This window comes from Wolbachia endosymbiont of Nasonia giraulti, assembly GCF_048054155.1.
Lineage (GTDB): Bacteria > Pseudomonadota > Alphaproteobacteria > Rickettsiales > Anaplasmataceae > Wolbachia > Wolbachia pipientis_C.
Window position 1 is genome coordinate 1 of sequence record NZ_JAFEVH010000016.1, and the last position, 20,150, is coordinate 20,150.

General features: G+C 34.2%; 18 protein-coding genes and 3 pseudogenes. 9 read left to right on the forward strand and 12 right to left on the reverse strand.

Annotated features, from left to right (window positions below):
- Positions 1-125: 125 nt before the first annotated feature.
- Both JR312_RS03175 and JR312_RS03180 read left to right on the forward strand, forming a co-directional pair.
- Positions 126-338 (forward strand): annotated as a pseudogene (locus tag JR312_RS03175) (TrbC/VirB2 family protein); the annotation flags it as partial.
- A gap of 179 nt (positions 339-517) precedes the next feature.
- A complete protein-coding gene (locus JR312_RS03180) occupies positions 518-715 on the forward strand; it encodes a hypothetical protein (protein WP_264330902.1) in 198 nt (65 codons plus the stop codon).
- 475 nt (positions 716-1,190) lie between these two features.
- Here the strand turns inward: JR312_RS03180 and purF are convergent, their stop codons facing one another.
- The gene (gene purF, locus JR312_RS03185; protein WP_416647712.1) at positions 1,191-2,576 is read right to left on the reverse strand and encodes an amidophosphoribosyltransferase; all 1,386 of its coding nucleotides are present in this window, start codon (positions 2,574-2,576) and stop codon (positions 1,191-1,193) included.
- A 249-nt stretch (positions 2,577-2,825) separates the two neighbouring features.
- On the opposite strand from purF, the gene JR312_RS03190 reads away from it, so the two are divergent.
- Positions 2,826-4,058 carry a hypothetical protein gene (locus JR312_RS03190; protein WP_264330900.1) on the forward strand — a complete coding sequence of 411 codons (1,233 nt, stop codon included), beginning with the start codon at positions 2,826-2,828 and terminating at the stop codon, positions 4,056-4,058.
- A 127-nt stretch (positions 4,059-4,185) separates the two neighbouring features.
- Here JR312_RS03190 and JR312_RS03195 read toward each other — a convergent pair whose 3' ends face one another.
- The 3 genes from JR312_RS03195 to def form a co-directional block, all read right to left on the reverse strand.
- Positions 4,186-4,713, reverse strand: a complete 528-nt coding sequence (locus JR312_RS03195; RefSeq protein WP_264330899.1) for a demethoxyubiquinone hydroxylase family protein — start codon at positions 4,711-4,713, stop codon at positions 4,186-4,188.
- Positions 4,714-5,159: 446 nt separating this feature from the next.
- Complete coding sequence (locus JR312_RS03200) at positions 5,160-5,933, reverse strand: uracil-DNA glycosylase (protein WP_264330898.1); 774 nt, start codon at positions 5,931-5,933, stop codon at positions 5,160-5,162.
- The gene (gene def / locus JR312_RS03205; protein WP_264330897.1) at positions 5,923-6,462 is read right to left on the reverse strand and encodes a peptide deformylase; all 540 of its coding nucleotides are present in this window, start codon (positions 6,460-6,462) and stop codon (positions 5,923-5,925) included. The genes JR312_RS03200 and def overlap by 11 nt, the downstream gene beginning before the upstream one ends.
- Positions 6,463-6,593: 131 nt before the next feature.
- Here def and ftsA point away from each other — a divergent pair, with 131 nt between their 5' ends.
- Complete coding sequence (ftsA, locus tag JR312_RS03210; RefSeq protein ID WP_264330896.1) at positions 6,594-7,832, forward strand: cell division protein FtsA; 1,239 nt, start codon at positions 6,594-6,596, stop codon at positions 7,830-7,832.
- A 103-nt stretch (positions 7,833-7,935) separates the two neighbouring features.
- Positions 7,936-8,733 (forward strand): annotated as a pseudogene (map, locus tag JR312_RS03215) (type I methionyl aminopeptidase); the annotation flags it as partial.
- Between the two features lie 30 nt (positions 8,734-8,763).
- Here map and JR312_RS03220 read toward each other — a convergent pair.
- Complete coding sequence (locus JR312_RS03220) at positions 8,764-9,975, reverse strand: MFS transporter (RefSeq protein WP_416647713.1); 1,212 nt, start codon at positions 9,973-9,975, stop codon at positions 8,764-8,766.
- A gap of 205 nt (positions 9,976-10,180) precedes the next feature.
- Between JR312_RS03220 and rsmH the strand changes: the two genes are divergently transcribed.
- Positions 10,181-11,137 (forward strand): 16S rRNA (cytosine(1402)-N(4))-methyltransferase RsmH, encoded by a 957-nt coding sequence (rsmH, locus tag JR312_RS03225; protein ID WP_416647714.1) that lies wholly within the window; start codon positions 10,181-10,183, stop codon positions 11,135-11,137.
- Between the two features lie 824 nt (positions 11,138-11,961).
- Here the strand turns inward: rsmH and JR312_RS03230 are convergent.
- Complete coding sequence (locus JR312_RS03230) at positions 11,962-12,261, reverse strand: ETC complex I subunit (protein WP_264330893.1); 300 nt, start codon at positions 12,259-12,261, stop codon at positions 11,962-11,964.
- 142 nt (positions 12,262-12,403) lie between these two features.
- Here JR312_RS03230 and JR312_RS03235 point away from each other — a divergent pair, with 142 nt between their 5' ends.
- Together JR312_RS03235 and pth are read left to right on the forward strand one after the other, a co-directional pair.
- Positions 12,404-13,015, forward strand: coding sequence for a 50S ribosomal protein L25/general stress protein Ctc (locus tag JR312_RS03235; protein ID WP_006013479.1), 612 nt, complete (start codon positions 12,404-12,406; stop codon positions 13,013-13,015).
- Positions 13,015-13,570: pseudogene (pth, locus tag JR312_RS03240) on the forward strand (aminoacyl-tRNA hydrolase). The gene JR312_RS03235 and the pseudogene pth overlap by 1 nt, the downstream one beginning before the upstream one ends.
- A gap of 377 nt (positions 13,571-13,947) precedes the next feature.
- Here pth and recA read toward each other — a convergent pair.
- On the reverse strand, positions 13,948-15,015 hold the full coding sequence (gene recA, locus JR312_RS03245; protein WP_006012936.1) for a recombinase RecA: 1,068 nt from the start codon (positions 15,013-15,015) through the stop codon (positions 13,948-13,950).
- Between the two features lie 113 nt (positions 15,016-15,128).
- Between recA and truA the strand changes: the two genes are divergently transcribed.
- Complete coding sequence (gene truA, locus JR312_RS03250; RefSeq protein WP_006013481.1) at positions 15,129-15,866, forward strand: tRNA pseudouridine(38-40) synthase TruA; 738 nt, start codon at positions 15,129-15,131, stop codon at positions 15,864-15,866.
- A gap of 1 nt (position 15,867) precedes the next feature.
- Here truA and dnaN read toward each other — a convergent pair whose 3' ends face one another.
- From dnaN to JR312_RS03275, 5 genes are all read right to left on the reverse strand, one after another.
- Complete coding sequence (dnaN, locus tag JR312_RS03255; RefSeq protein ID WP_416647715.1) at positions 15,868-17,019, reverse strand: DNA polymerase III subunit beta; 1,152 nt, start codon at positions 17,017-17,019, stop codon at positions 15,868-15,870.
- 111 nt (positions 17,020-17,130) lie between these two features.
- Positions 17,131-17,628, reverse strand: coding sequence for an invasion associated locus B family protein (locus JR312_RS03260; RefSeq protein ID WP_416647716.1), 498 nt, complete (start codon positions 17,626-17,628; stop codon positions 17,131-17,133).
- Entirely contained in the window at positions 17,621-18,514 is an 894-nt protein-coding gene (locus tag JR312_RS03265; RefSeq protein WP_416647717.1) for an RNA polymerase factor sigma-32, read from the reverse strand. Before JR312_RS03265 ends, JR312_RS03260 begins: the two co-directional genes overlap by 8 nt.
- Before the next feature lie 304 nt (positions 18,515-18,818).
- Positions 18,819-19,487 (reverse strand): P44/Msp2 family outer membrane protein, encoded by a 669-nt coding sequence (locus JR312_RS03270; protein ID WP_416647718.1) that lies wholly within the window; start codon positions 19,485-19,487, stop codon positions 18,819-18,821.
- Positions 19,488-19,823: 336 nt separating this feature from the next.
- Positions 19,824-20,138, reverse strand: a complete 315-nt coding sequence (locus tag JR312_RS03275; protein WP_416647724.1) for a YbaB/EbfC family nucleoid-associated protein — start codon at positions 20,136-20,138, stop codon at positions 19,824-19,826.
- Positions 20,139-20,150 lie beyond the last annotated feature (12 nt).

A 20,150-nucleotide genomic window follows, 5' to 3' on the forward strand; every position in this document is an offset into this window, starting at 1 on the left:
AAAGGTAGAGCAAAAGTGGATTACTGCTTTGCCTAATTGGGCTTTAACTATGTCTCAACTTGATATCTTTTTTCCTGGTAGGTTAAAAATTGAGTTGAATTGAAAATGCGGTTTGACACACTTTTTTGAACGTTCCCATAATTGGTGCAGCTTTGCTTGCGATATTCGGCAGAATGCCATGGCCAGCGCTTTTTGCACTTGGTGCATTTACTGCTGTGTTTTTTGGTGCACCTGTAGTTGTTTCAAAAATAGTACCAGGTGGTGTGATTTGTAAAGATGGTGCAACTGCTTGCCCTGATGGTAAAACATGGAATGCAACAACAAATACATGCGCATAATAAGCATTAAAGCTTCAAAACATTAGCAAATGGTGCTTCTTAAAGAAGCACCATCATTGCACGAACTTGTGATTTAAGAGCAATTTTTGCCAGTTCATCCAAGTACTGGTTTACTTTATGACGGTGTCATCCCAGTGCTTGACACTGGGATCCAGGAAATTTGATTGGATATTAAGTTTATGAGCATAAAAGCAGTTAATTTTATGTTAAAACACAACATTTTTGATGATCATGAAAAAACTGGATGCCAGTGTCTGGGCACTGGCATGACATCATCTTTTTTATCAGATACATATGAAATCAGCGCTTTCTTTCTTGTCATCCCAGTGCTTGACACTGGGATCCAGCCTTTACTTACCAACAAAAACTTAGCATAACTTTCATGCTCAAAAAATTCCTGGATTCCAGCGTCACGCGCTGGAATGACATCTGTGCTCTTTTTGCTATAAATATTAAGAAATTTACCAAACGAAGAAAAAAGGCAAAAGAATCCCCGTGTGACGAGTTTTGACCCTATAATAATGTAAATTGGCGCTGTAATAATGTGCTAACGCTTAAAATAAGCGCGTTTTGGCTGAATGTAGAAAAAACAAAAAAGACATGCAGCCGCTATAATTTTTATGTAATTTGCCAATAAATATCTGAGTTTTTTACTGAATTTTTGTTGTTGAACCCGCGCTGATCGAAAACAAGGATAAATACTCTTAGTATCATAGTAAAGGGAATGACGAAATTTGTAAAGTAGTTTTCACTCAAATGACGCCCAGGCAAAAACTATATGGTTATGCAAAAAATCTATTTTTAAAACTGTTAATATAACATAGAAAAAACCTCACCTTCATTAATAATAGATTACTTACCAATCGGATAATCACCAGTGAAACAAGCATCGCAATATTGCGGTGTAGCGTTGTTACGTTTTTCTTCTTTAACAGCCCTGTATAGTCCATCAATACTCAAGAAGGCTAGGCTATTTACTCCTATAATTTCCTTAATTTCCTCTACAGATTTATTTGCAGCAATTAAATCTTTGCACTCTGGCGTATCTATTCCATAAAAACAAGAATGCTTAATTGGTGGGCTTGAAATTTTGAGGTGAATCTCTTTTACTTCCGCATCCTTTAGCATAACTATTATATTTCTGAGCGTACTACCACGCACTATACTATCATCTATTAAAATTATGTTTTTGCCTTTCAAAGTGTGCTTATTAGCATTGAATTTTAATTTTATTCTAACTTTACGTACTTCAGCGGTGGGTTGTATAAAAGTTCTTCCTATGTAATGATTACGAATTATCCCCAGTTCCATAGGTAATCCTGAATGCTTTGCATATCCAATAGCTGCAGGTATTCCAGAATCAGGTATTGGTACAACCATATCTACATTGTTTTTTGGTGGGCTCTCTTCTGAAAGTATTCTTCCTATTTCTTTTCTTATGTCATATATGGACCTATTCTCCATTATGCTGTCTGGTCTCGAGAAGTAAACGTATTCAAAAATACAAAAACTTGATTTTTGCTGTGGGAAAGGAAACATTGAGGCTAGCTTACTATCCGAACTGATGGTAACTAATTCGCCTGGTTCTATTTCTCTAATAAACTCTGCATTTATTATATCAAGAGCACAAGTTTCAGATGCAAGAACGTAAGAACCGTTTAACTTTCCTAAAACAAGAGGCCTGATTCCAGATGGATCACGTACTCCAATAACTACTTCTTGATTGATTGCCACAAAAGAATAAGCACCTTGTATTTGCTTTAATGCATATATAAAACTCTCTAAAAAGCTATCTTTTTCACCGCTTGCTGTCAGATGCACTACTACTTCTGTATCAATATCTGACTGAAAAACGCACTCTTGTTTAATTAATTGTTTGCGTATCGGAGAAATATTAATTAAATTACCATTATGTGCTATGGCAAAATCCCCAAATTTGCCACTTTTGCCAAACATGGGCTGCACTCCAAATTTACTACCACTTGTTGAGTATCGAACATGACCTATTGCACAATCTCCAGGTAAGGATTTCTTTATTTCATCTATATCATCAAATACACTGCTCACTTGACCTTGAAAGTGATAAGAGTGCAGCTTATCGTTGTTACTGGTTACTACGCCAAAAGACTCTTGACCTCTATGCTGCAAAGCGTGGAGAGCAAGTATAGAGTTAAAAGCAGCACTTTGGTTGTAACTTATGCCAAATACCCCACACTCCTCATGTACTTCATCAAGCATGAAAAATATTAAATAAAGCCTGATTGTACTTTAGTAGAGGCAAAGTACAAGAATTTTATTTGTTAATCCCTTTCAAAGTTGAAGCTTTCTACGGTAGTTTTGATGTATACCAGAAAGTAGGTTATATGCAATTAACCAATTTTGAGATTTTTGACAATTTTTTAGTACTGAAGAGAAAAAGATATTTTTATTGACTTATCTATGTATTGAAGTAATCACTAAAAAGTTTTAGTGGTTATGGTATATAATATGTCTAAGCAAGTAGGTAAACAAGGTGAAAGTAATCTTATTTTAGAGCCTGAACAGTTCTCTAACAGCTTCTTCAATAGTCAACAGAGTAGTTCATCAAATCCAAAATTACCGACTATAAGTCGTAAAGATAGGCATATGGATTTAACCAAGAAAAGGTACGCAAAAAACAAAGATGTTGCAGAATATCTAAGGAGTTATGACTTTATTAAAAGAGCAGAGGAATTGTCAATAATTTATCTTTTTGAGCGAGACCCATCTTCTACGAAATTGCAAATACCATTGACTACAGATGAACAAATTCTAGTTAAAAAATTTTGTGATGAGATGATAAAAGGTATAACAGAACACGATGAGCAAGAAAGCGTTTTAAAGTACATGGAACGCATAATAGAGGATTATTTAAATCAAGGAATAAGATTAAACTCATATTACGGTAAGGATAATAAGACTGTAACAAATTTTATATTTGAAAAAATGGAAGAATTAATTAATCGCTTTCATGCAAATCCACACAATTCAACTACAAAAAATATCATACAAAAGATCACTCGTAATTTAGTGTTAAAAGGTGGGGTAGAAAAAGGATTATCTTTTTACAGCGATATTGAAGGCGGATATTACGGCTCTAATTATTTAAATGATCTTAACGAACAATGTAAGAGTAAGAAAAAAATGCTAGAGGGTCTAGCATATGAAGGTATTGTGAAAGAAAATAACAAGCAAATTGATAAATATGATCTTGAAGTAGAAGTAGATAATAAATATTTTTATATTAAGTATCCACAAGGTAGTATTGTTGAAACTGCAAGAACTTTAAATAATGAAAAAGCTAAGGATTTAGAAGTTGGCATATTTCAGATTGAGGAAAGTATAGTAAAAGTTGAAATTACAGAAGATGGAAAAAGAAATTACACAGATATCTTAAAAGGTGGTATTGAAATATTTTTTACTACTAAAATAGGAGAGATTAGTATTTATCTACGGAAAGATGGTAACAAAATGGTAGTAGAAATTGATGAGAAAAGCAAAATAAGGTTTAGCAAGTTAGAAAACAAATCAAGCTTTGGAGGGAATTGTCTTATACAGGGGAAAAGTGTTTTAGAAGTTATGGGCAAGAGTTTTGAAAATATTCCTGAGGAGTTAACTCAGACTATTAAAAACGTTCCATCTACTAGTCTTATGCAAACATGTTTACAACAACAAGAAAACTCTAGTAGGGAATTAAATTAATGTATTTTTAGGATAAGAATTAAGAAGTTAATTATAAACATCCATACGCATTCGATTGGAGTAGAGGATATGGGGCAGCAATTAGCACAAGGACTAAAGGCAAATATGGTTGTCAAATAGTGATTGATTAAATCAATTTAGAGAAGTAAATAGCAGCTTTGCAGCTTGTTTTTATGAACAAAGATAAAACGTTGTAGCCAAGTGCGCTTTCAGCATTGTGCTGAATTGCAATATCTCTGTGTTCTAACTCCTCATCACGAAACTTACTTATAGTTTCTCTTAATTCCCCATCTTCTAAATGTAAGACCTGCTTCTTGTAATGCTCTCCGATCACCTCTTCAACTGCAGCAGTGCAAGCCATAGCAGCTTTTTTACCCATCATAGCAGTTACAACACCAAGTGACACCCCTAAAACATTCCAAACTGGCAGCAAAGCAGTAGGACGAACTCTTTGCTCCTTGATTTTCTCATTAAAATAGTGGAAATGTTCTTTTTCCTGCTCCTCCATTTCAATTATTTTGTCAATTATAGAAGATTTTTTAAGAATAAATTTTTGACCAGAATAAATGCAAATGGCTCCATATTCGCCAGCATGATTTACTCTAACTGCTTGTTCTAAAAAATTTCCTTTCAATTTTTTTATATTGCTTTCCAATGTCTCCTCCCTTTATTTCTGCATTAGTACTACTATAAACCAACATATTATAGAGTAAATAAAATTCCATGCGTACATTGCACAAACATTGTGATTACAGGAACTCAAGCAGCTATAGCAACGGCAAGAGTTACTTGACGGACTCCTCCATTCTCCTTAAAATAAGGGTGAAGATATATTATTTATCTTCAGTCTGTGCAGATAAAGCGACAAAAAGCTCAATATACTTGATGTTTAATTTTTTGCACTATGTGCACTCTATGTCTTTATAAAACTTTTACCCACATAAGCTAAAATGCGCTTATCAAAGGATTTAACACAATGAAAAACGCCAATTAAAAAAATAGGTAGTAGCTGATAGATTTTCTTTTGCCTTTTTCTCTGTTTAGTAGATTTTTCAATATTTAATTCAATTAGCCGGTACTAAGATGATAACGAGTAGTAAGCTAAACATCCGTGTAGTTATTGGTATTATCAAGATATTCCCTAATCTTCTTCAAATCTTCCCAAGCTAAGCGTTTTTGTGCTGGTTGACGAAGTAGATAGGCTGGATGAAATATAGCGGCTGTAGTAATTGAATGAGATAAATATTGGTTAGTATAAGTATGAAATCTGCCACGCAAGTTCGATATAGTCTTTGTGTTATCAAGAAGGCTATAACATGCAATTCCTCCGACAAAAATCAGAATTTGCGGTAAAATAAGAGCAATGTGCTTCTCAACAAATGGTCTGCACATATCAAGCTCTAGGTCAGTTGGTTTTCTATTACCTGGTGGACGCCAAAACACCGCGTTGCTTATGTACACCTTAGTGCGGTCCAAACTAATTGCACTGAGCATCTTATCAAGCAGCATTCCGCTTGCACCACAAAATGGTATGCCTTTAAGGTCTTCATTTGCTCCTGGTGCTTCACCAACAAGCATGATTTTTGCATTTGGATTACCATCGGAAAAAACAGTATTAGTTGCAGTTTTTTTTATTTCACAACCCTCAAATGACTTAACTGCACTTCTTAGTTCATCTACACTACCACATTCACTTGCAAGTTTCCTTGCTTCAATGATCCAGTCACTTGGGAACATGGCTTTTTTCTGCTCGATGACAGAAGACTGTACAGCTCTCTCATTTTCCATTTTTTTTTCCTCTTCACTTTCAGTTAGTGTGCAATCAACTCCCACTTCATGATAGAACTTCAACAATTCTAGATCTTCATTGCTCATAGTGTCTCTTAACCTTTTGTGCTTTTTTCATAGCCAAATCATACTTCAACTTAGATAAATGTCTAATGTATAATATACCATTTAAGTGATCCAATTCATGCTGAATACACCTTGCAAGCCAACCACTAGCTTTTAGCGTCTGTTCTTCGTTATTTAAGTTTTTATATTTTACAGTTAAATATTTTGGACGCTTGATTTCATGGCTTTGCTCCGGAATTGAAAGACATCCTTCGCTCATAATCACTTGTTCATCGGATAATTCCTTAACTTCAGGATTAATCATGCAAAACTTACCAACTGAATCATATCCTACTAACTCATCTCCAGCCTTTTCTGTCTGAACGTCCATGACAAAAATTCTCTTCAGCACTCCAACTTGTACTGCAGCAAGACCAAGACCTTCTGCATCGTACATAGTTTCGAACATGTCGTTTACTAATTCTTTAATTTTATCGGTTATATCTGTTACTTCACTGGCGCGTGTAGTTAATCTTTCGTCAGGGGCAATTACAATTGGTAACTTAGACATAAAAATTGTAATTCTGTGTTTTATTTTTCTTTTTGTCTAGGTATATTAAAATGTTGCTACATTTATGATAGAAATATAAATTCATTCAGGGAAGCTACAATTTAAATGGAATCGCATCATAAGGTCAACCAATGTACTCTGCAGTAATAACAAAACCAAAGCAGAATGTTTTTGCTGTTTTAGACGTGGGTACAACAAAAATTATCTGTCTCATTGTTAAAATCAATAGCAATTTTAGCTATAAAATAATAGGAGTGGGTTATAAAAGTGCAGAAGGTATAAATGGTGGATCAATAACTGACGCAAAGCATGCAAGTTACTCTATTTCATCAACTGTAGGTTTAGCTGAACAAGTATCAGAAGAGACTATAGACCAGATATATGTGAATGTGGCTGGATGTGGGATTTCGTCTTTTAACGTACATAACGAAATAATTGCAGCTAATCACGAAATTTTAGACCGAGATATAAAACGTGTAGTCTTTCAGACATTTGAGAAATATATCGAAGAAAATGTTATAATTCACAATATACCACTTAAATATCACTTAGATGATATGACTGACATAAAGGAGGTCAGTGGATTATATGGAAAAAGATTGTCTGCTGATGTTAATGTTGTCACTGCTTCGCGTCCAGCTCTTACCAACATTGAAAATTGCATAACTAATAATAGTGGGATAAGTATGGCTGGTTGTGTTGCTTCTGCATATTCTGCAGGTCTTGCTTGTCTAAGTGAAGATGAAAAAGAGCTAGGGACTGCCATTGTTGACATAGGAGGTGGATGCACTGCAATTGGAATTTTTAAGAGAGGAAAACTTGTGTACACAAGCAGCATTCCAATTGGTGGCATTCACATTACCCGAGATATAGCTTATGGACTATGCACAAGTATAGAGCATGCTGAACGCATAAAAATACTATACGGTAGCACTATTGTAACTTCAATAGATGAGAATGAATGTATTGCAGTGCAAAGTAATGAAAGCGATGAACCAACTCAAGTGTTTAAGTCTGAACTTGTTAACATCATAAGACCAAGGATTGAGGAAATACTTGAGCTGATAAGAGAACAATTTCAAGAACAGAAAGATCCAATTAATAAAGTAGTGATCACAGGTGGAACCAGTCAACTCACAAGCATGAAAGAAATTGCAAGCTATATATTCAATAAACAAGTCCGTATCGGATGCCCTGAATCTTGTAGCGGTCTTGATGGCGAATACGACAAAAATCCTGTATTTTCTGCTGCTTTAGGCTCTATAAAGCTAATAGTTGACACCTTTTATAGAAATAATTCTGGAATGCTTGGTCACGATGGCAAAATAAGTAAGTTATACCATTGGGTTAAATCAAAAGTCACAGTCTAGATTTTTGTCTTTATCTCTTAATATACAAATGGCTTGATCTAGGAGCTTATTTTTATAGTATTATTACACTGATGTATCCGTAAGAGAAGCAGAAAATTACAATAAAAACGTAAGAAACATGAACATAACTATACATTCACAAGAAGATTTTGACTTTATGCGTAAAGCTGGCAGGCTTGCAGCTGAAACCCTTGATTTTATTGCACCATACGTCAAAGTAGGCGTAACAACTAATGAATTAAATGATCTATGTCATAATTTTATAATCAATGCAGGTGCAATTCCAGCACCACTGAATTATAAGGGATATCCGAAATCAATTTGTACTTCGAAAAATGCTGTTGTATGTCATGGTATTCCTGATGATAAACCTCTTAAAGATGGAGATATTTTAAATATTGACGTTACAGTGATTTTAAATGGCTGGTATGGTGATACAAGTCGCATGTTTTGGACTGGTAAACCCTCAATAAAAGCAAAGCGTTTGTGTAATGCTGCCTACAATGCGCTAATGGAAGCGATAAAACAAGTTAAGCCCGGCAATAAGTTAAATGAAATAGGATTTGCTATAGAAAAATATATTGAAGATTTTGGATATTCTATCGTACGCAATTATTGTGGACATGGCATAGGAAAGGTTTTTCATGCTCCACCAAATGTTGTACATTTTTATGATGAAGGTGAGGATCTTATCTTAAAAGAAGGCATGTTTTTTACGGTAGAACCAATGATCAATGCTGGAAAACATGAAACTCTGCTCAGCAAGCTAGATGGCTGGACAGTGACAACACGTGATCTTTCACTTTCTGCACAGTTTGAGCATACGCTTGGAGTCACAAAAGATGGAGTTGAAATATTTACACTATCACCTAAAAATTGGCATTTTCCACCTTATGATTAGATTTTTTAAACACTTGGTTTTTGAAAAAATCTAACTCTTAACTTGTGATATAGCAACTAACCTAATTAGTGCACAGAAAATCATGTAAAAACTTGCTAAAGTTCCTTGTCCTGTAACTTTGATAATAGTTGTGCATATAAATGGTGCAAGACCACCAAAAAATCCCGAAGCTATATTTCTTGATAAACCAAATCCACTGTATCGTACCTTTATTGGGAATAATTCGCACATAAACGCGCTAACAGGACCAAGAGAAGCAGCTATTGGGATTATAAAAAGAACGTGCGCCATTATGGTGAGCAAATTATTACCACTTAGTATCATTGAAAAAACTGGATAACTTACTACTATAAAAGTCACAAATGCAAATTTCATGACTCTTTTTCTCCCTACCTTATCAGAAAGCATTGCAAATAGTATAGTCAATCCTCCAAGTGCAACCTGATTCAATATTTCTACTGCGTGATTAAAGTGAGTGTTTATTGTTGATGCAAGTAGATTAAAAAACACTAAATATGTGTGAAGAGATGCATTCTCAACTATGTCAACTCCAATTGATATTAGAAAAGGTTTTTTATAGCCATTTAACAGTTCTTTTAACGGTAGTTCATGTGGCTTTTCCTGCTTTTTATATTCTGGGCTTTCATCGAGTATATATCTCATATATATACTGATTAATCCTATTACAAAACTGAAAATAAAAGGCAATCTCCATCCCCAAGATTCAAAATCGGATACTTTTTTGCATATAAGCACCACTATAAGACTTAATATTGAGCCAAGAATTGCGCTCAATACTTCAATACTGCCAAAGAATCCTCTTTTATTTTTAGGAGCATGCTCTATTAAAAATGGGGCATTTCCTGCCTCTCCTCCAAGAGATATACCCTGCAATAATCTTAAACATACCACCAGTACTGATGCGAGTACCCCAATGTTCTGATACCCTGGAACAAATGCAATAAGTACGGTTGATAGAGTCATCAATATGATAGAGAGAAATAGAGCAATCCTTCTTCCATATTTATCGCCAATGTGGCCAAATATAGCAGCACCAATTGGTCTTATTAAGAAACCCACTGCAAACACTCCAAAAGCTTTAAGTATGCTGACTAATTTGTCGTCTGATGGAAAAAACACATCTCCGATTATGCTTATTAGATGGCTGAAAAGCATGTGATCATACCACAACAAAGTGTTACAAATTAAACTTGATAGTATTACTTTTGTTATTTGTTGCACAAAATCTTCCGTAATTTGTTTGATATTATAGTAATATTACTTACTTTTTCAAACGTGAATTATGTAAATGTTATATTAATAATATTATCTTATTAAATTTTTATATCGTTGATTATATTTAAATATTCTTATACTATACCTATATATTTCCATATATTTTTTGGTGAGAAAGTTATTTTAGTTTAAGTGCACAAAGTCTCTTGATATGACACATATTCCAGTTTTGTTAAAAGAGATGCTACTGCAATTGTCACCACACAGTGGTGGTATATATGTGGATGCCACGTTTGGAGCTGGAGGATATAGCAAAGCAATATTGGAATCTGCTGATTGCAAAGTTTATGCAGTTGATAGAGATGAAACAGTTACTAAATTTTATGATGATCTAAATGTTAAATACCCTAATAGAATAAAGTTATTTATTGAAAAGTTTAGTAATATCAAAAGTATACTGAATAAATCCTCTGTCATCCCAGTACTTGATACTGGGATCCAGAAGAAAAATAACTGGATTCCAGCGTCACGCGCTGGAATGACATCAAATGGAGTGGACGGCATAGTTTTCGACGTTGGAGTTTCATCTATGCAGCTTGATAATGGAGATAGAGGATTCTCATTTCTACGTGATGGCCCACTTAACATGAGCATGGATAACTATTCTCATATGAATGCTTCGACGTTTGTTAACGCTTTACGTGAAGAAGAGATTGCAAACACTATATATAATTATGGGGGTGAGCGTCATTCCCGCAGAATCGCAAGAGCGATAGTAAATGCGCGGAAGAAGAAAATTATCAAAACTACATTTGAACTTGCGGATATTGTACGTTCTGTAGTGTTTCGTGGAAAAAGCAAGATTGACCCTGCAACTAGGACATTTCAGGCAATCAGAATATGGGTAAATGATGAGTTAGGAGAGCTTGAAAAGGGTATTAAAGCTGCGTCTGAAATTTTAAGTGAGAACGGCAAATTAATTGTAGTTACTTTTCATTCTTTAGAAGATCGTATAGTCAAAACTTTTTTTAAAGATTTATGTGAACCAGGATCTACTAAAACATTCTCCCTTTTAAACAAAAAAGTGATTAAAGCAAGTGCAGAAGAAATAAATGCAAATCCGCGTGCGCGCTCAGCAAAATTAAGAGCTATACAGAGGTTGTCATGAGAACCTTCTGTATTATTTCAATAACTATGTTTTTATTATAGGGTTATTTAAGGTAAAATTACATGTCCACTCACTAAATAAATAGCTAACACAAATAAAACGTGAAATTAATTTAGTGCAAAGCGGCATAAAAGTCCTGCGAGCAGAGTGGAGTTATTTGAGTAATCCAAAAAAACTTGCAGTCTTACGGAGAAATACCTAAAAAATAACTCTTTGATACCTAGCTAGCCAGGTTCAACTCTCTAAGTAGCCGCAGTGCGTTATCACAATTCAAAACCTAGAGTAACAATTAGAACCTATCTTGAAAGGGAAATTTGAAATATTAACGTAAAAAATTGCTTCCATATATTTTAAATCTGATTATAATTACAGTTAGAGATATTTTAAGAGCTCGAAATCTATCTTTGTCTGCAGACTTTTCAGTCAAATTTTTAATCAAAAAGCGTATTCTTCAGAGCATGTAAGTGTGCTTAATTTCTGTCGTATGTGCGCTGCACTTTTTTCTAATCTTTTTTACACAGGAGGATTTTATGTCCAGAATTCCAGATACTTGACCTTTACTTTAGCTAAAAACCAATAGGCGCCTATGGCTAATTAAAATAAAAATTTTTCTAATATATAGAAGAATTACAAAATCACTGTTACTGAAAACGGGGCAAGAAAGCTGCTAATGTCAAAGAATTTTAGGTAAACATTGTTTGCTTGACGTATGAGCGTGCTCTCCTTATTTCAAGAACTCTTTAATATGACTATGCTTGCTACTTAGGTCCTTTCAAGACAGGCTCTTAAATTTAAGCTTTTAGATAAACACATTACGATAAAATTTATTTTAGTATGAAATTATTCGTATAAGATTTTGGCAGTCTTTTAACATCTTTTGGCATTTCAATTGTGTACTTTGTGTTGTGTTTCTTTGCGTAAGATACTGCTTTTTCAAGAGAATCAAACTTTAGTACAATCTGTTTTTTGGGGTCTTTTGAACCAATCCATCCCATCAAAGGTTCAATATAGTAAGAACAAGTCTCAATTTTTAGGTGCCAGAATTTTGTATTACCTAAACCAGATTGTGTTGCAGTTTTTGTTGGCTTATAAATCTTAAAAACTACTTGATCGTCAATACTCATAGTCCTTACTACGTAATCTTAAGTATATATCTAAATAAATTTTTCCACAAAGAATTAGTGTGAAAGAATGAAGTTTGAAATAAATATTTTTATGTTATATTATTAAATTATATAAAAAGGATTAGCTGAATAGGAGTAATCGATGGCACAGCAAGAAATGGTAACAATTAATGCAGAGTTACGTGATGTAAAAAAAAAGAAAGCGATGCAGGCTCTGAGGGAGAAGGGAAGTATACCTGCAGTTATATATGGTAAAGGGCATGATAACGTAAATTTGACATTGTCTGCAAAGGAATTTACTAAACAATATAAATCAGGTGCTCTTTCTGCACATTTAATAGAACTAGATATTTCAGGGAAAAAAGAATATGCTCTTGTTCGTGATATTCAATGGCATGTAGTAAAGGATACTGTGCAACATGTTGATTTTCAGTTTGTTGATAAAGGTAGTGAAATTAAAATAGATATACCTTTATCATTCATCAATGAAGGTAAATCACCAGGAATCAAATTAGGTGGAGTGCTTAATGTTTTGTGTCGTTCTATTACTGTCAAATGCTCTCCTGAGAAAATACCTCAAGTCATAGAAATTGATTTGTCTGGCAAAATGATTGGTCAGTCTATACATATCAATGATGTAAAATTGCCAGAAGGTGTTAAATTTGTAGCTCATGAGGAAGAAAATTTTACCATTGTCACAATTTCTGCTGCTGATAGTGATGTTGAAGAGCCTCAAACAAAAACAGAGGAGTAGTGCATTTAATAGCTGGGCTTGGTAATCCTGGTAGTAAATATGAATTAACTCACCATAATATTGGCTTCATAGTTATTGATGCAATTCACAAATATTGGAACTTTCAGTCATTTTCTAATAAAGCTGATTACTTGATAACCTCTGGCATAATTAATAATAATAAAATTATGCTGATAAAACCTTATTCATTTATGAATAATTCAGGTATTCCTATTGCAAAAATAAAAAATTTTTACAAATTATCGCTAGACAATATTGTTGTCATACATGATGATGCTGACTTGAAATTTGGAAGAATAAAAGTAAAAAAGGGCGGTAGCTCAGCCGGACATAATGGACTTAAGTCTATAGATAGCCTTATTGGTAATGATTATTGGCGTCTGAGATTTGGAGTAGGTAGGCCTGAAGACCAAAAAAGCTTAGCAGACTATGTGTTATCAAAATTTGAAAATTTTGATAACGTTATCCTCTTAGTGGAAAAAATAGCAAAAAATATACACCTGATGCTACAAGGAGATAAACACAGCTTTTATCAACTCAGTTGGGAGAGTGTGAAATATAGCAATTGAACAGGACATCCTATTCAATATAAAACTTGTATCCGTTCAGCAGGGTAGCAAAATAAGATAGACAAAAATATAGGAACAAATAGTCAGTGTGCAAACACACAGCTATACGAACATTGTGACAATTTGCTTAACAAATGGTGTCATCCCAGTGCTTGACACTGGGATCCAATTTTTCATTTAAGCTCATTAATTTAGCATAAGCTTACCGAATTAGTTTGCCTGTGAATTTTCTTAGATCCCAGTGTCAAGCACTGGGATGACACCAAAAGGGCTACTTAGGCGACAAGAAAAGAAGCACTGATTTCAACATTTGCACATTAGCCATGCATCTGAATGGATACTAAAACTTCACCCTAATCTAGATTAGAATACTGATTCTTCTAGAAGTTGTTCGCGTTCCTCTTCTATTACAATAGAATTATCATTATTTTTAAATAAATCTCTGATTTTTGTTTCTATTTCATTTGCAATTTCTTTGTTTGCCTTGAGGTAACTTTTTACATTTTCTCTTCCTTGGCCAAGACGCGTATTGTTATATGAATAATAAGCGCCTGCCTTTTCAAGGACACCAAGTTTTGCTCCTATATCTATTATTTCCCCAAGTTTTGATATGCCTTCATTATACATTATATCAAATTTTGCCTCTCTAAATGGAGGAGCGACTTTATTTTTTACAACTTTAACTCTCGTTTCATTACCCGTAATATTCTCTTTATCCTTTATTGCACCAATTTTTCTTATATCAAGTCTTATAGAAGTATAGAATTTTAACGCATTCCCACCGGTGGTAGTTTCAGGATTTCCATATACTACTCCTATTTTCATACGAATTTGGTTAATAAATATCAATATACAGTTTGCTTTTGAAACTGCAGAGGTGAGCTTTCGTAGCCCATGACTTAGAAGTCTTGCTTGTAGTCCCATGTGCTGATCGCCCATATCTCCTTCAATTTCAGCTCTTGGAGTTAGTGCTGCAACAGAGTCAATAACTATTACATCAACTGCACCAGAACATACTAAATACTCAACAATATGCAACGCTTGTTCTCCAGTGTCTGGTTGTGAAATCACTAAATCATCGGTGTTTACTCCAAGTTTACGAGCATATATAACATCCAGTGCGTGCTCCGCATCGATAAATGCACATAAACCTCCTTTTTTCTGTGCTTCAGCAATTACATGCAAAGCAAGGGTAGTTTTACCAGAACTCTCAGGGCCAAATATCTCAATTATACGTCCTTTTGGCAATCCCCCAACACCCAGAGCTGAATCAAGTGCAATCGACCCTGTAGATATCGTGTCTATTTTTTCTACAGGGTTTTGCTTTAGCTTCATTATTGCACCTTTACCGAATGCTTTTTCAATTTGACTTATTGCATTATCTAGTGCTTTTTGCTTATCATTATTTCTTTCTTCTGGATTATGTGCCATGGATCATTTATTAACTTGTATAGTCTCCATGGTAATTGAACGCAACCAATCTGCCAAGGGTTTTTTAATAACGAAGAACGTTAGTTACCTAAATTAGATAGATAGACTTTGTAGTGCGATACAAAATAACGATAGAATACAATGGCAGTGGTTTCTCTGGCTGGCAAAAGCAACAACACTCTGCTAACTCAATTCAGGAAACCATAGAAAACGCTATATTTAATTTCAGTGGCGAGAGAGTCTCTTTGCATTGTGGTGGCAGAACTGACGCAGGGGTTCATGCTTTAGGGCAAGTTGCTCATTTCAATATGGAAAGGCAATTTGAGCTTTACAGAATAAGAAATGGAATAAACTATCACTTAAAAGCGATTCCTATAGTTGTGCTTGGTGCAGAAGCTGTAGATGATGCATTTCATGCACGCTTCTCAGCAAAAAAAAGATGTTATGAATATAGAATAATTAATCGCTACGCTCCTGCAGCTCTGGAAATCGGTTATGTGTGGCAAGTATTTAACCCACTTGACGTAAACATCATGCGTGAAGCTGCTAGACACCTGCTTGGAAAACATAATCTTTCAAGCTTCCGCTCAAAAGATTGTCAAGCTACAAATCCGGTCAGAACAATCGATGATATTGATATAGTACAAAATGGAAGTCACATATACATCAAAATATCTGCGATTTCCTTTTTACATAACCAAGTGAGAATTATTGTTGGTACTTTAGTTGAATTTGGAAAAAATAGAACTAATCCACAAGAAATGCTAAATATATTAAGTCAATGTAAAAGAAACGCCGCTGGGGTCACTGCGCCGCCTCACGGCTTATACTTAGTAAAGATAGATTACTAGCTTAAGTCCTCATTGGCATTACTATATATAGTGCACTTGGATCATCTTCATCAGTGATAATTGTAGCGCTATTACCATCTGATAGGCTGACCTTACATTTGTTTTTTATACAAGATAAAGCATCAAGCAAATAACGAGAATTAAATCCTACTTCCATAAGAGCTCCATCGTAATCCACCTCTATAGACTCAGTCGCATCACTGCACTCTTGGGAATTTGAATGTAGAGTTAATAAATTCTCTTGCAATGAAAATTTAATTGATTTTATTTTATCGGATACAACAACGGAAACTCGGTCTATAACACTAGCAAGTTTGCTACTCTCAACAATCATTTGTTTACCTTGAGACGTTGGAATGACAGCTTTGTAATCTGGAAAAGTCCCATCTATCAATTTTGATATTAGAATATACTCACCACATGTAAATTTGATTTTTCTATCTGAAAGTTTTATATTTATCTCATTACAATCACCCAATACTTTCAACAGTTCCATGATAGTTTTACGTGGAATGATCACACCAAATTCTCCGTTGATATCTTCAGGTTTAGGCCTTTTTATACGTGATAAACGGTGGCCATCAGTTGCAACGCAGTACAGAAATTGCTCATCTGTATGCAGATATATCCCGTTTAAATTATACCTTGTATCATCCAGCGACACAGCAAACTTCGTTTTAGTCAACAAGTCTACCAAATCTGCACTTAGTAGAGTGAAATCGTATTGATGATCACCTTCTTCAAGAACAGGGAAGTTATTTGAAACTACGTTCGGTAAAGAAAAGTTTGCATTTCCACAGGATATCAATAATTTTCCTTGATTATTCATTTCGAAATTGACATCCAAATCAGTTGGCAACTTCTTCACTATGTCATGTAAAGTATGTGCTGAGATTTTCACTTCTCCTTCTGCTGATACATTTGCAGTAAGTGAGGCAAATATTGAAATATCAAGATCAGTAGCCTTTAGTTTTATGCTACCATATTGTGCTTTGATATTTATACACGCTAAAACATCTATTGCGTTGCGCCTTTCAACCACTCCACTTACCCTGGATAGCGTATTTAAAAGGCTTGCACGACTTACACTAAAACGCATTTGTTCACACACAGAACCTTGTTCTTTGATTCCTATATCTACAATTTTTGACATATTAATTCTCAAAAATATATTTTAAATGATATTCATATTCTATGTAAAGTGATATCCATATTTTTGTCTGAGAGGCAAAAGAGCCTATCTTATACTTTAGTGATCAATAATTTACTTTGTATGGCATAAGTCATGCATTTTTTGGTACGCTTTTTGAAAGCCAAGCAAGGAATAAGTATCATCAACATTTGCTGTTTTTACTTTTCCATTAACTACCATTGATAATCCCTGCTTCATTTTTAGAATCAAATCTTGGTCCATTTTTGTATCATCTGTCCACGCAAGACTTCCCTGTATTATTGGCAATTGATATTTAATTTTTTTATCGATATTGAGAACTACAGGCTCATTATTATACTGAAAGCCAGAAGTGACGCTCACCTCATCTGCTTTTTTATCAACGTAACTGACCATTACATACGGCTTGCGATTGGCTGTATAATGTTCACTTTTTTTCTTAGGATATGACACAATATAACACACTTTTTCACCATCTTCCAGTGCAGTATACACAAACCAATCTTTATATTTTTCGCTCAGTTGTACGTTATTAACCGATGCAAGAGCACCTGCTGAGAGAAATATTAGAAGTACGAAAAGACTACGCATGTAACCCAAGTTTCAAACTCTCTGATTTTATGTATTGTTTTACCTTACTCATCGCTTGCTCAGCCAGCTGTCTTATTCTTTCTCTTGAAACACAATATTTTTTGCTAAGCTCATCCAAAGTCTGAGTATTCTCAGACAAATATCTGCTAATGAAAATGTCTCTTGATCTTTCATTAAGACTTGCCAGCGCATTGCTTAAAATTGTTTCTTTTAATGCCTTTCCTTCATGATTCTGGTAAGCTAATTCTTGATTGACTAAATTACACGGAATCATATCTTGTAACTCCTTTTTAGAGTCATCACCTATTTTTATACAATTATTTAACGACTGATCCTTACAAGCCAAACGATAGTTCATCTGTACAACATCTTCTTCAGATACAGAAAGCTCGTTTGATATTGCTTTTATTTCTTCTTTACTCAAAGTTTCTCTGTTTGTGTATTGTAAAATTCTTTTTTTTATTTTACGTAAACTAAAAAACAATCTCCTTTGTGCTTGCGTTGTACCTATTTTTACAAGTGACCAAGATTTTAATATAAAGTCTTTCATTGAAGCTTCAATCCACCATACTGCATAAGTTGAAAAACGAAATCCCAAGTTAGGATTGAACTTTTTCATTGCATGCATTAAACCCATATTTCCTTCCATGACTAGGTCCATCAACAATAGACCGTAATTCTTAAATTTCATTGCAATTTTTACTACCAAATTCAAATGGCTAGTAATCAACCTGTGAGCAGAAGAAATATCCTGGTATTCTTGCCAATTTTTTGCTAATCGAACTTCCTCTTCTTGTGAAAGCATAGGAAATTTTCGCACTTCAGCAATATATTGCACGAGATTAGTGCTACTATTAACAGATAAATTCGCTACTGGGGTCAACATAATAACTTAAATTAAAACTCCATGTATATGATATATTGATTTTCAGTGAAAAATTCAAGCTTTAATTAAAAAAAGCATAACTTTATATCTAATTAAGATCTTAGCAACATTAAACTTCAACAAGAACTACCTGAATGTAGAATTAAAATTACTAATGTGTAATGATAGGCTATATAATTTAAAGTAAACAGTGTGTTATTCCAGTGTTTAAACACTGGAATTCACATTTCTTTTTTCTAGATCCCAGTGTAATGCTACTTGGATGACAAGAAAAAACCCACTGGGATAATAAGACAAAGATAGACTAGAAATTAAATGCTACTCCAGCTTCTGCACCAACAGCGCTGTAAAGGACGTTGATCTCTTTAGTAGCTGATACTGTTTCTTTATTAAAACTAGCACCATAAGAACCAAAATAACGAGCACCAGCAAAGAGTTTGATTTCTGGAGTTACATCATAACTAACACCAGCTTTTGCTTGATAAGCAAAACCAAATCCTTTTTGCTCTTTAACTGCATCAGCTTTTGAAGGATTGCTGATATATGCTGCACCAACACCAACACCAACGTATGGAGTGATAGGCATATCTTCAATCGCTATATCGTAATAAACGTTAACCAATCCTGAAAATGCTGTTACACTATCTGCAGCCTTGTTATCAGATACTACAGTTGCATCTTTAGCCAATTGTGAGTAAAGCCCTTCAACATCAACTCTAATGTCGTCCATTTTATAACCAAATGCACCACCACCAGCTGTAAAAGATGCTTTTAAGGGACTTTGACCTGATGTATGTGTAATACCATCAATCTTTGTTTTAAAAGGTAAAACTTCACCATTATATTGCAAACGAACATAGTAGCTAGTTTCTTCATCACTTATTGGACCAATAGGGTCTGATGAAAAAGCAGAGTTTGATAGGCTTAGCAACGTCACTAAAGCAGCTGCCGAAAAAAACTTTTTATAATGCATAATTGCCCTCGTTAAAAAAATTAAAATTCCACTTTAGCAGTCTAAATAATAACTAAAGTTAAGTCAAGTGCTAACTTAATAACACAAAACCTTCTGTATCTTAACTAACTTTTAGGAAAATACAAAGATTTTATTAATTAATAAATAGAGTTACTCTACTTTTTTTACTCTTGATCTTCTGACACCTATTTCACTGATGTCTTTTTATCTTCTGATCTGCATTCATCATTGTGAATTGCTTCATATTCATGCAGTAATATGAATGTACTTCATGGAAGTACTAGTATAAAAAGAAAACACTTAGTTACTGCATTAAGGTAAACTTCAGTAATAAATTTAAAAAGGAAGTCTAAGTCCAGGCGGTAAACCCATCATACCTGCAAGATCAGAAGTTGCATTTGCCATATCTTCTTCTGCTTTTTTGATGGCATCATTGAATGCTGCTGTCACTAAATCTTCTACTATATCTTTTTCTTCATTTCTCATAAGTTCTAAGTCTATATTTACCTTTTTAGCTTTATAGCTACCTATTTTTATCACTTCCACTAATACAGAAACTTTACCACCACCAGAAATACCTTGAAACTCTTTTCCTATATACTTTTCTTGAGCTTCCGCAAGCTTTTTTTGCATTTCTTGCGCTTGCTTCATTATTTGACTGAA

Bases quoted from the DNA above. Each gene is read 5' to 3' on its own strand.
- JR312_RS03180 (WP_264330902.1), top strand. From the start codon at position 518: ATGAGCATAAAAGCAGTTAATTTTATGTTAAAACACAACATTTTTGAT.
- purF (WP_416647712.1), bottom strand. From the start codon at position 2,576: ATGCTTGATGAAGTACATGAGGAGTGTGGGGTATTTGGCATAAGTTAC.
- JR312_RS03190 (WP_264330900.1), top strand. From the start codon at position 2,826: ATGTCTAAGCAAGTAGGTAAACAAGGTGAAAGTAATCTTATTTTAGAG.
- JR312_RS03200 (WP_264330898.1), bottom strand. From the start codon at position 5,933: ATGAGCAATGAAGATCTAGAATTGTTGAAGTTCTATCATGAAGTGGGA.
- def (WP_264330897.1), bottom strand. From the start codon at position 6,462: ATGTCTAAGTTACCAATTGTAATTGCCCCTGACGAAAGATTAACTACA.
- ftsA (WP_264330896.1), top strand. From the start codon at position 6,594: ATGTACTCTGCAGTAATAACAAAACCAAAGCAGAATGTTTTTGCTGTT.
- rsmH (WP_416647714.1), top strand. From the start codon at position 10,181: ATGACACATATTCCAGTTTTGTTAAAAGAGATGCTACTGCAATTGTCA.
- JR312_RS03230 (WP_264330893.1), bottom strand. From the start codon at position 12,261: ATGAGTATTGACGATCAAGTAGTTTTTAAGATTTATAAGCCAACAAAA.
- JR312_RS03235 (WP_006013479.1), top strand. From the start codon at position 12,404: ATGGCACAGCAAGAAATGGTAACAATTAATGCAGAGTTACGTGATGTA.
- recA (WP_006012936.1), bottom strand. From the start codon at position 15,015: ATGGCACATAATCCAGAAGAAAGAAATAATGATAAGCAAAAAGCACTA.
- dnaN (WP_416647715.1), bottom strand. From the start codon at position 17,019: ATGTCAAAAATTGTAGATATAGGAATCAAAGAACAAGGTTCTGTGTGT.
- JR312_RS03260 (WP_416647716.1), bottom strand. From the start codon at position 17,628: ATGCGTAGTCTTTTCGTACTTCTAATATTTCTCTCAGCAGGTGCTCTT.
- JR312_RS03265 (WP_416647717.1), bottom strand. From the start codon at position 18,514: ATGTTGACCCCAGTAGCGAATTTATCTGTTAATAGTAGCACTAATCTC.
- JR312_RS03270 (WP_416647718.1), bottom strand. From the start codon at position 19,487: ATGCATTATAAAAAGTTTTTTTCGGCAGCTGCTTTAGTGACGTTGCTA.
- JR312_RS03275 (WP_416647724.1), bottom strand. From the start codon at position 20,138: ATGAAGCAAGCGCAAGAAATGCAAAAAAAGCTTGCGGAAGCTCAAGAA.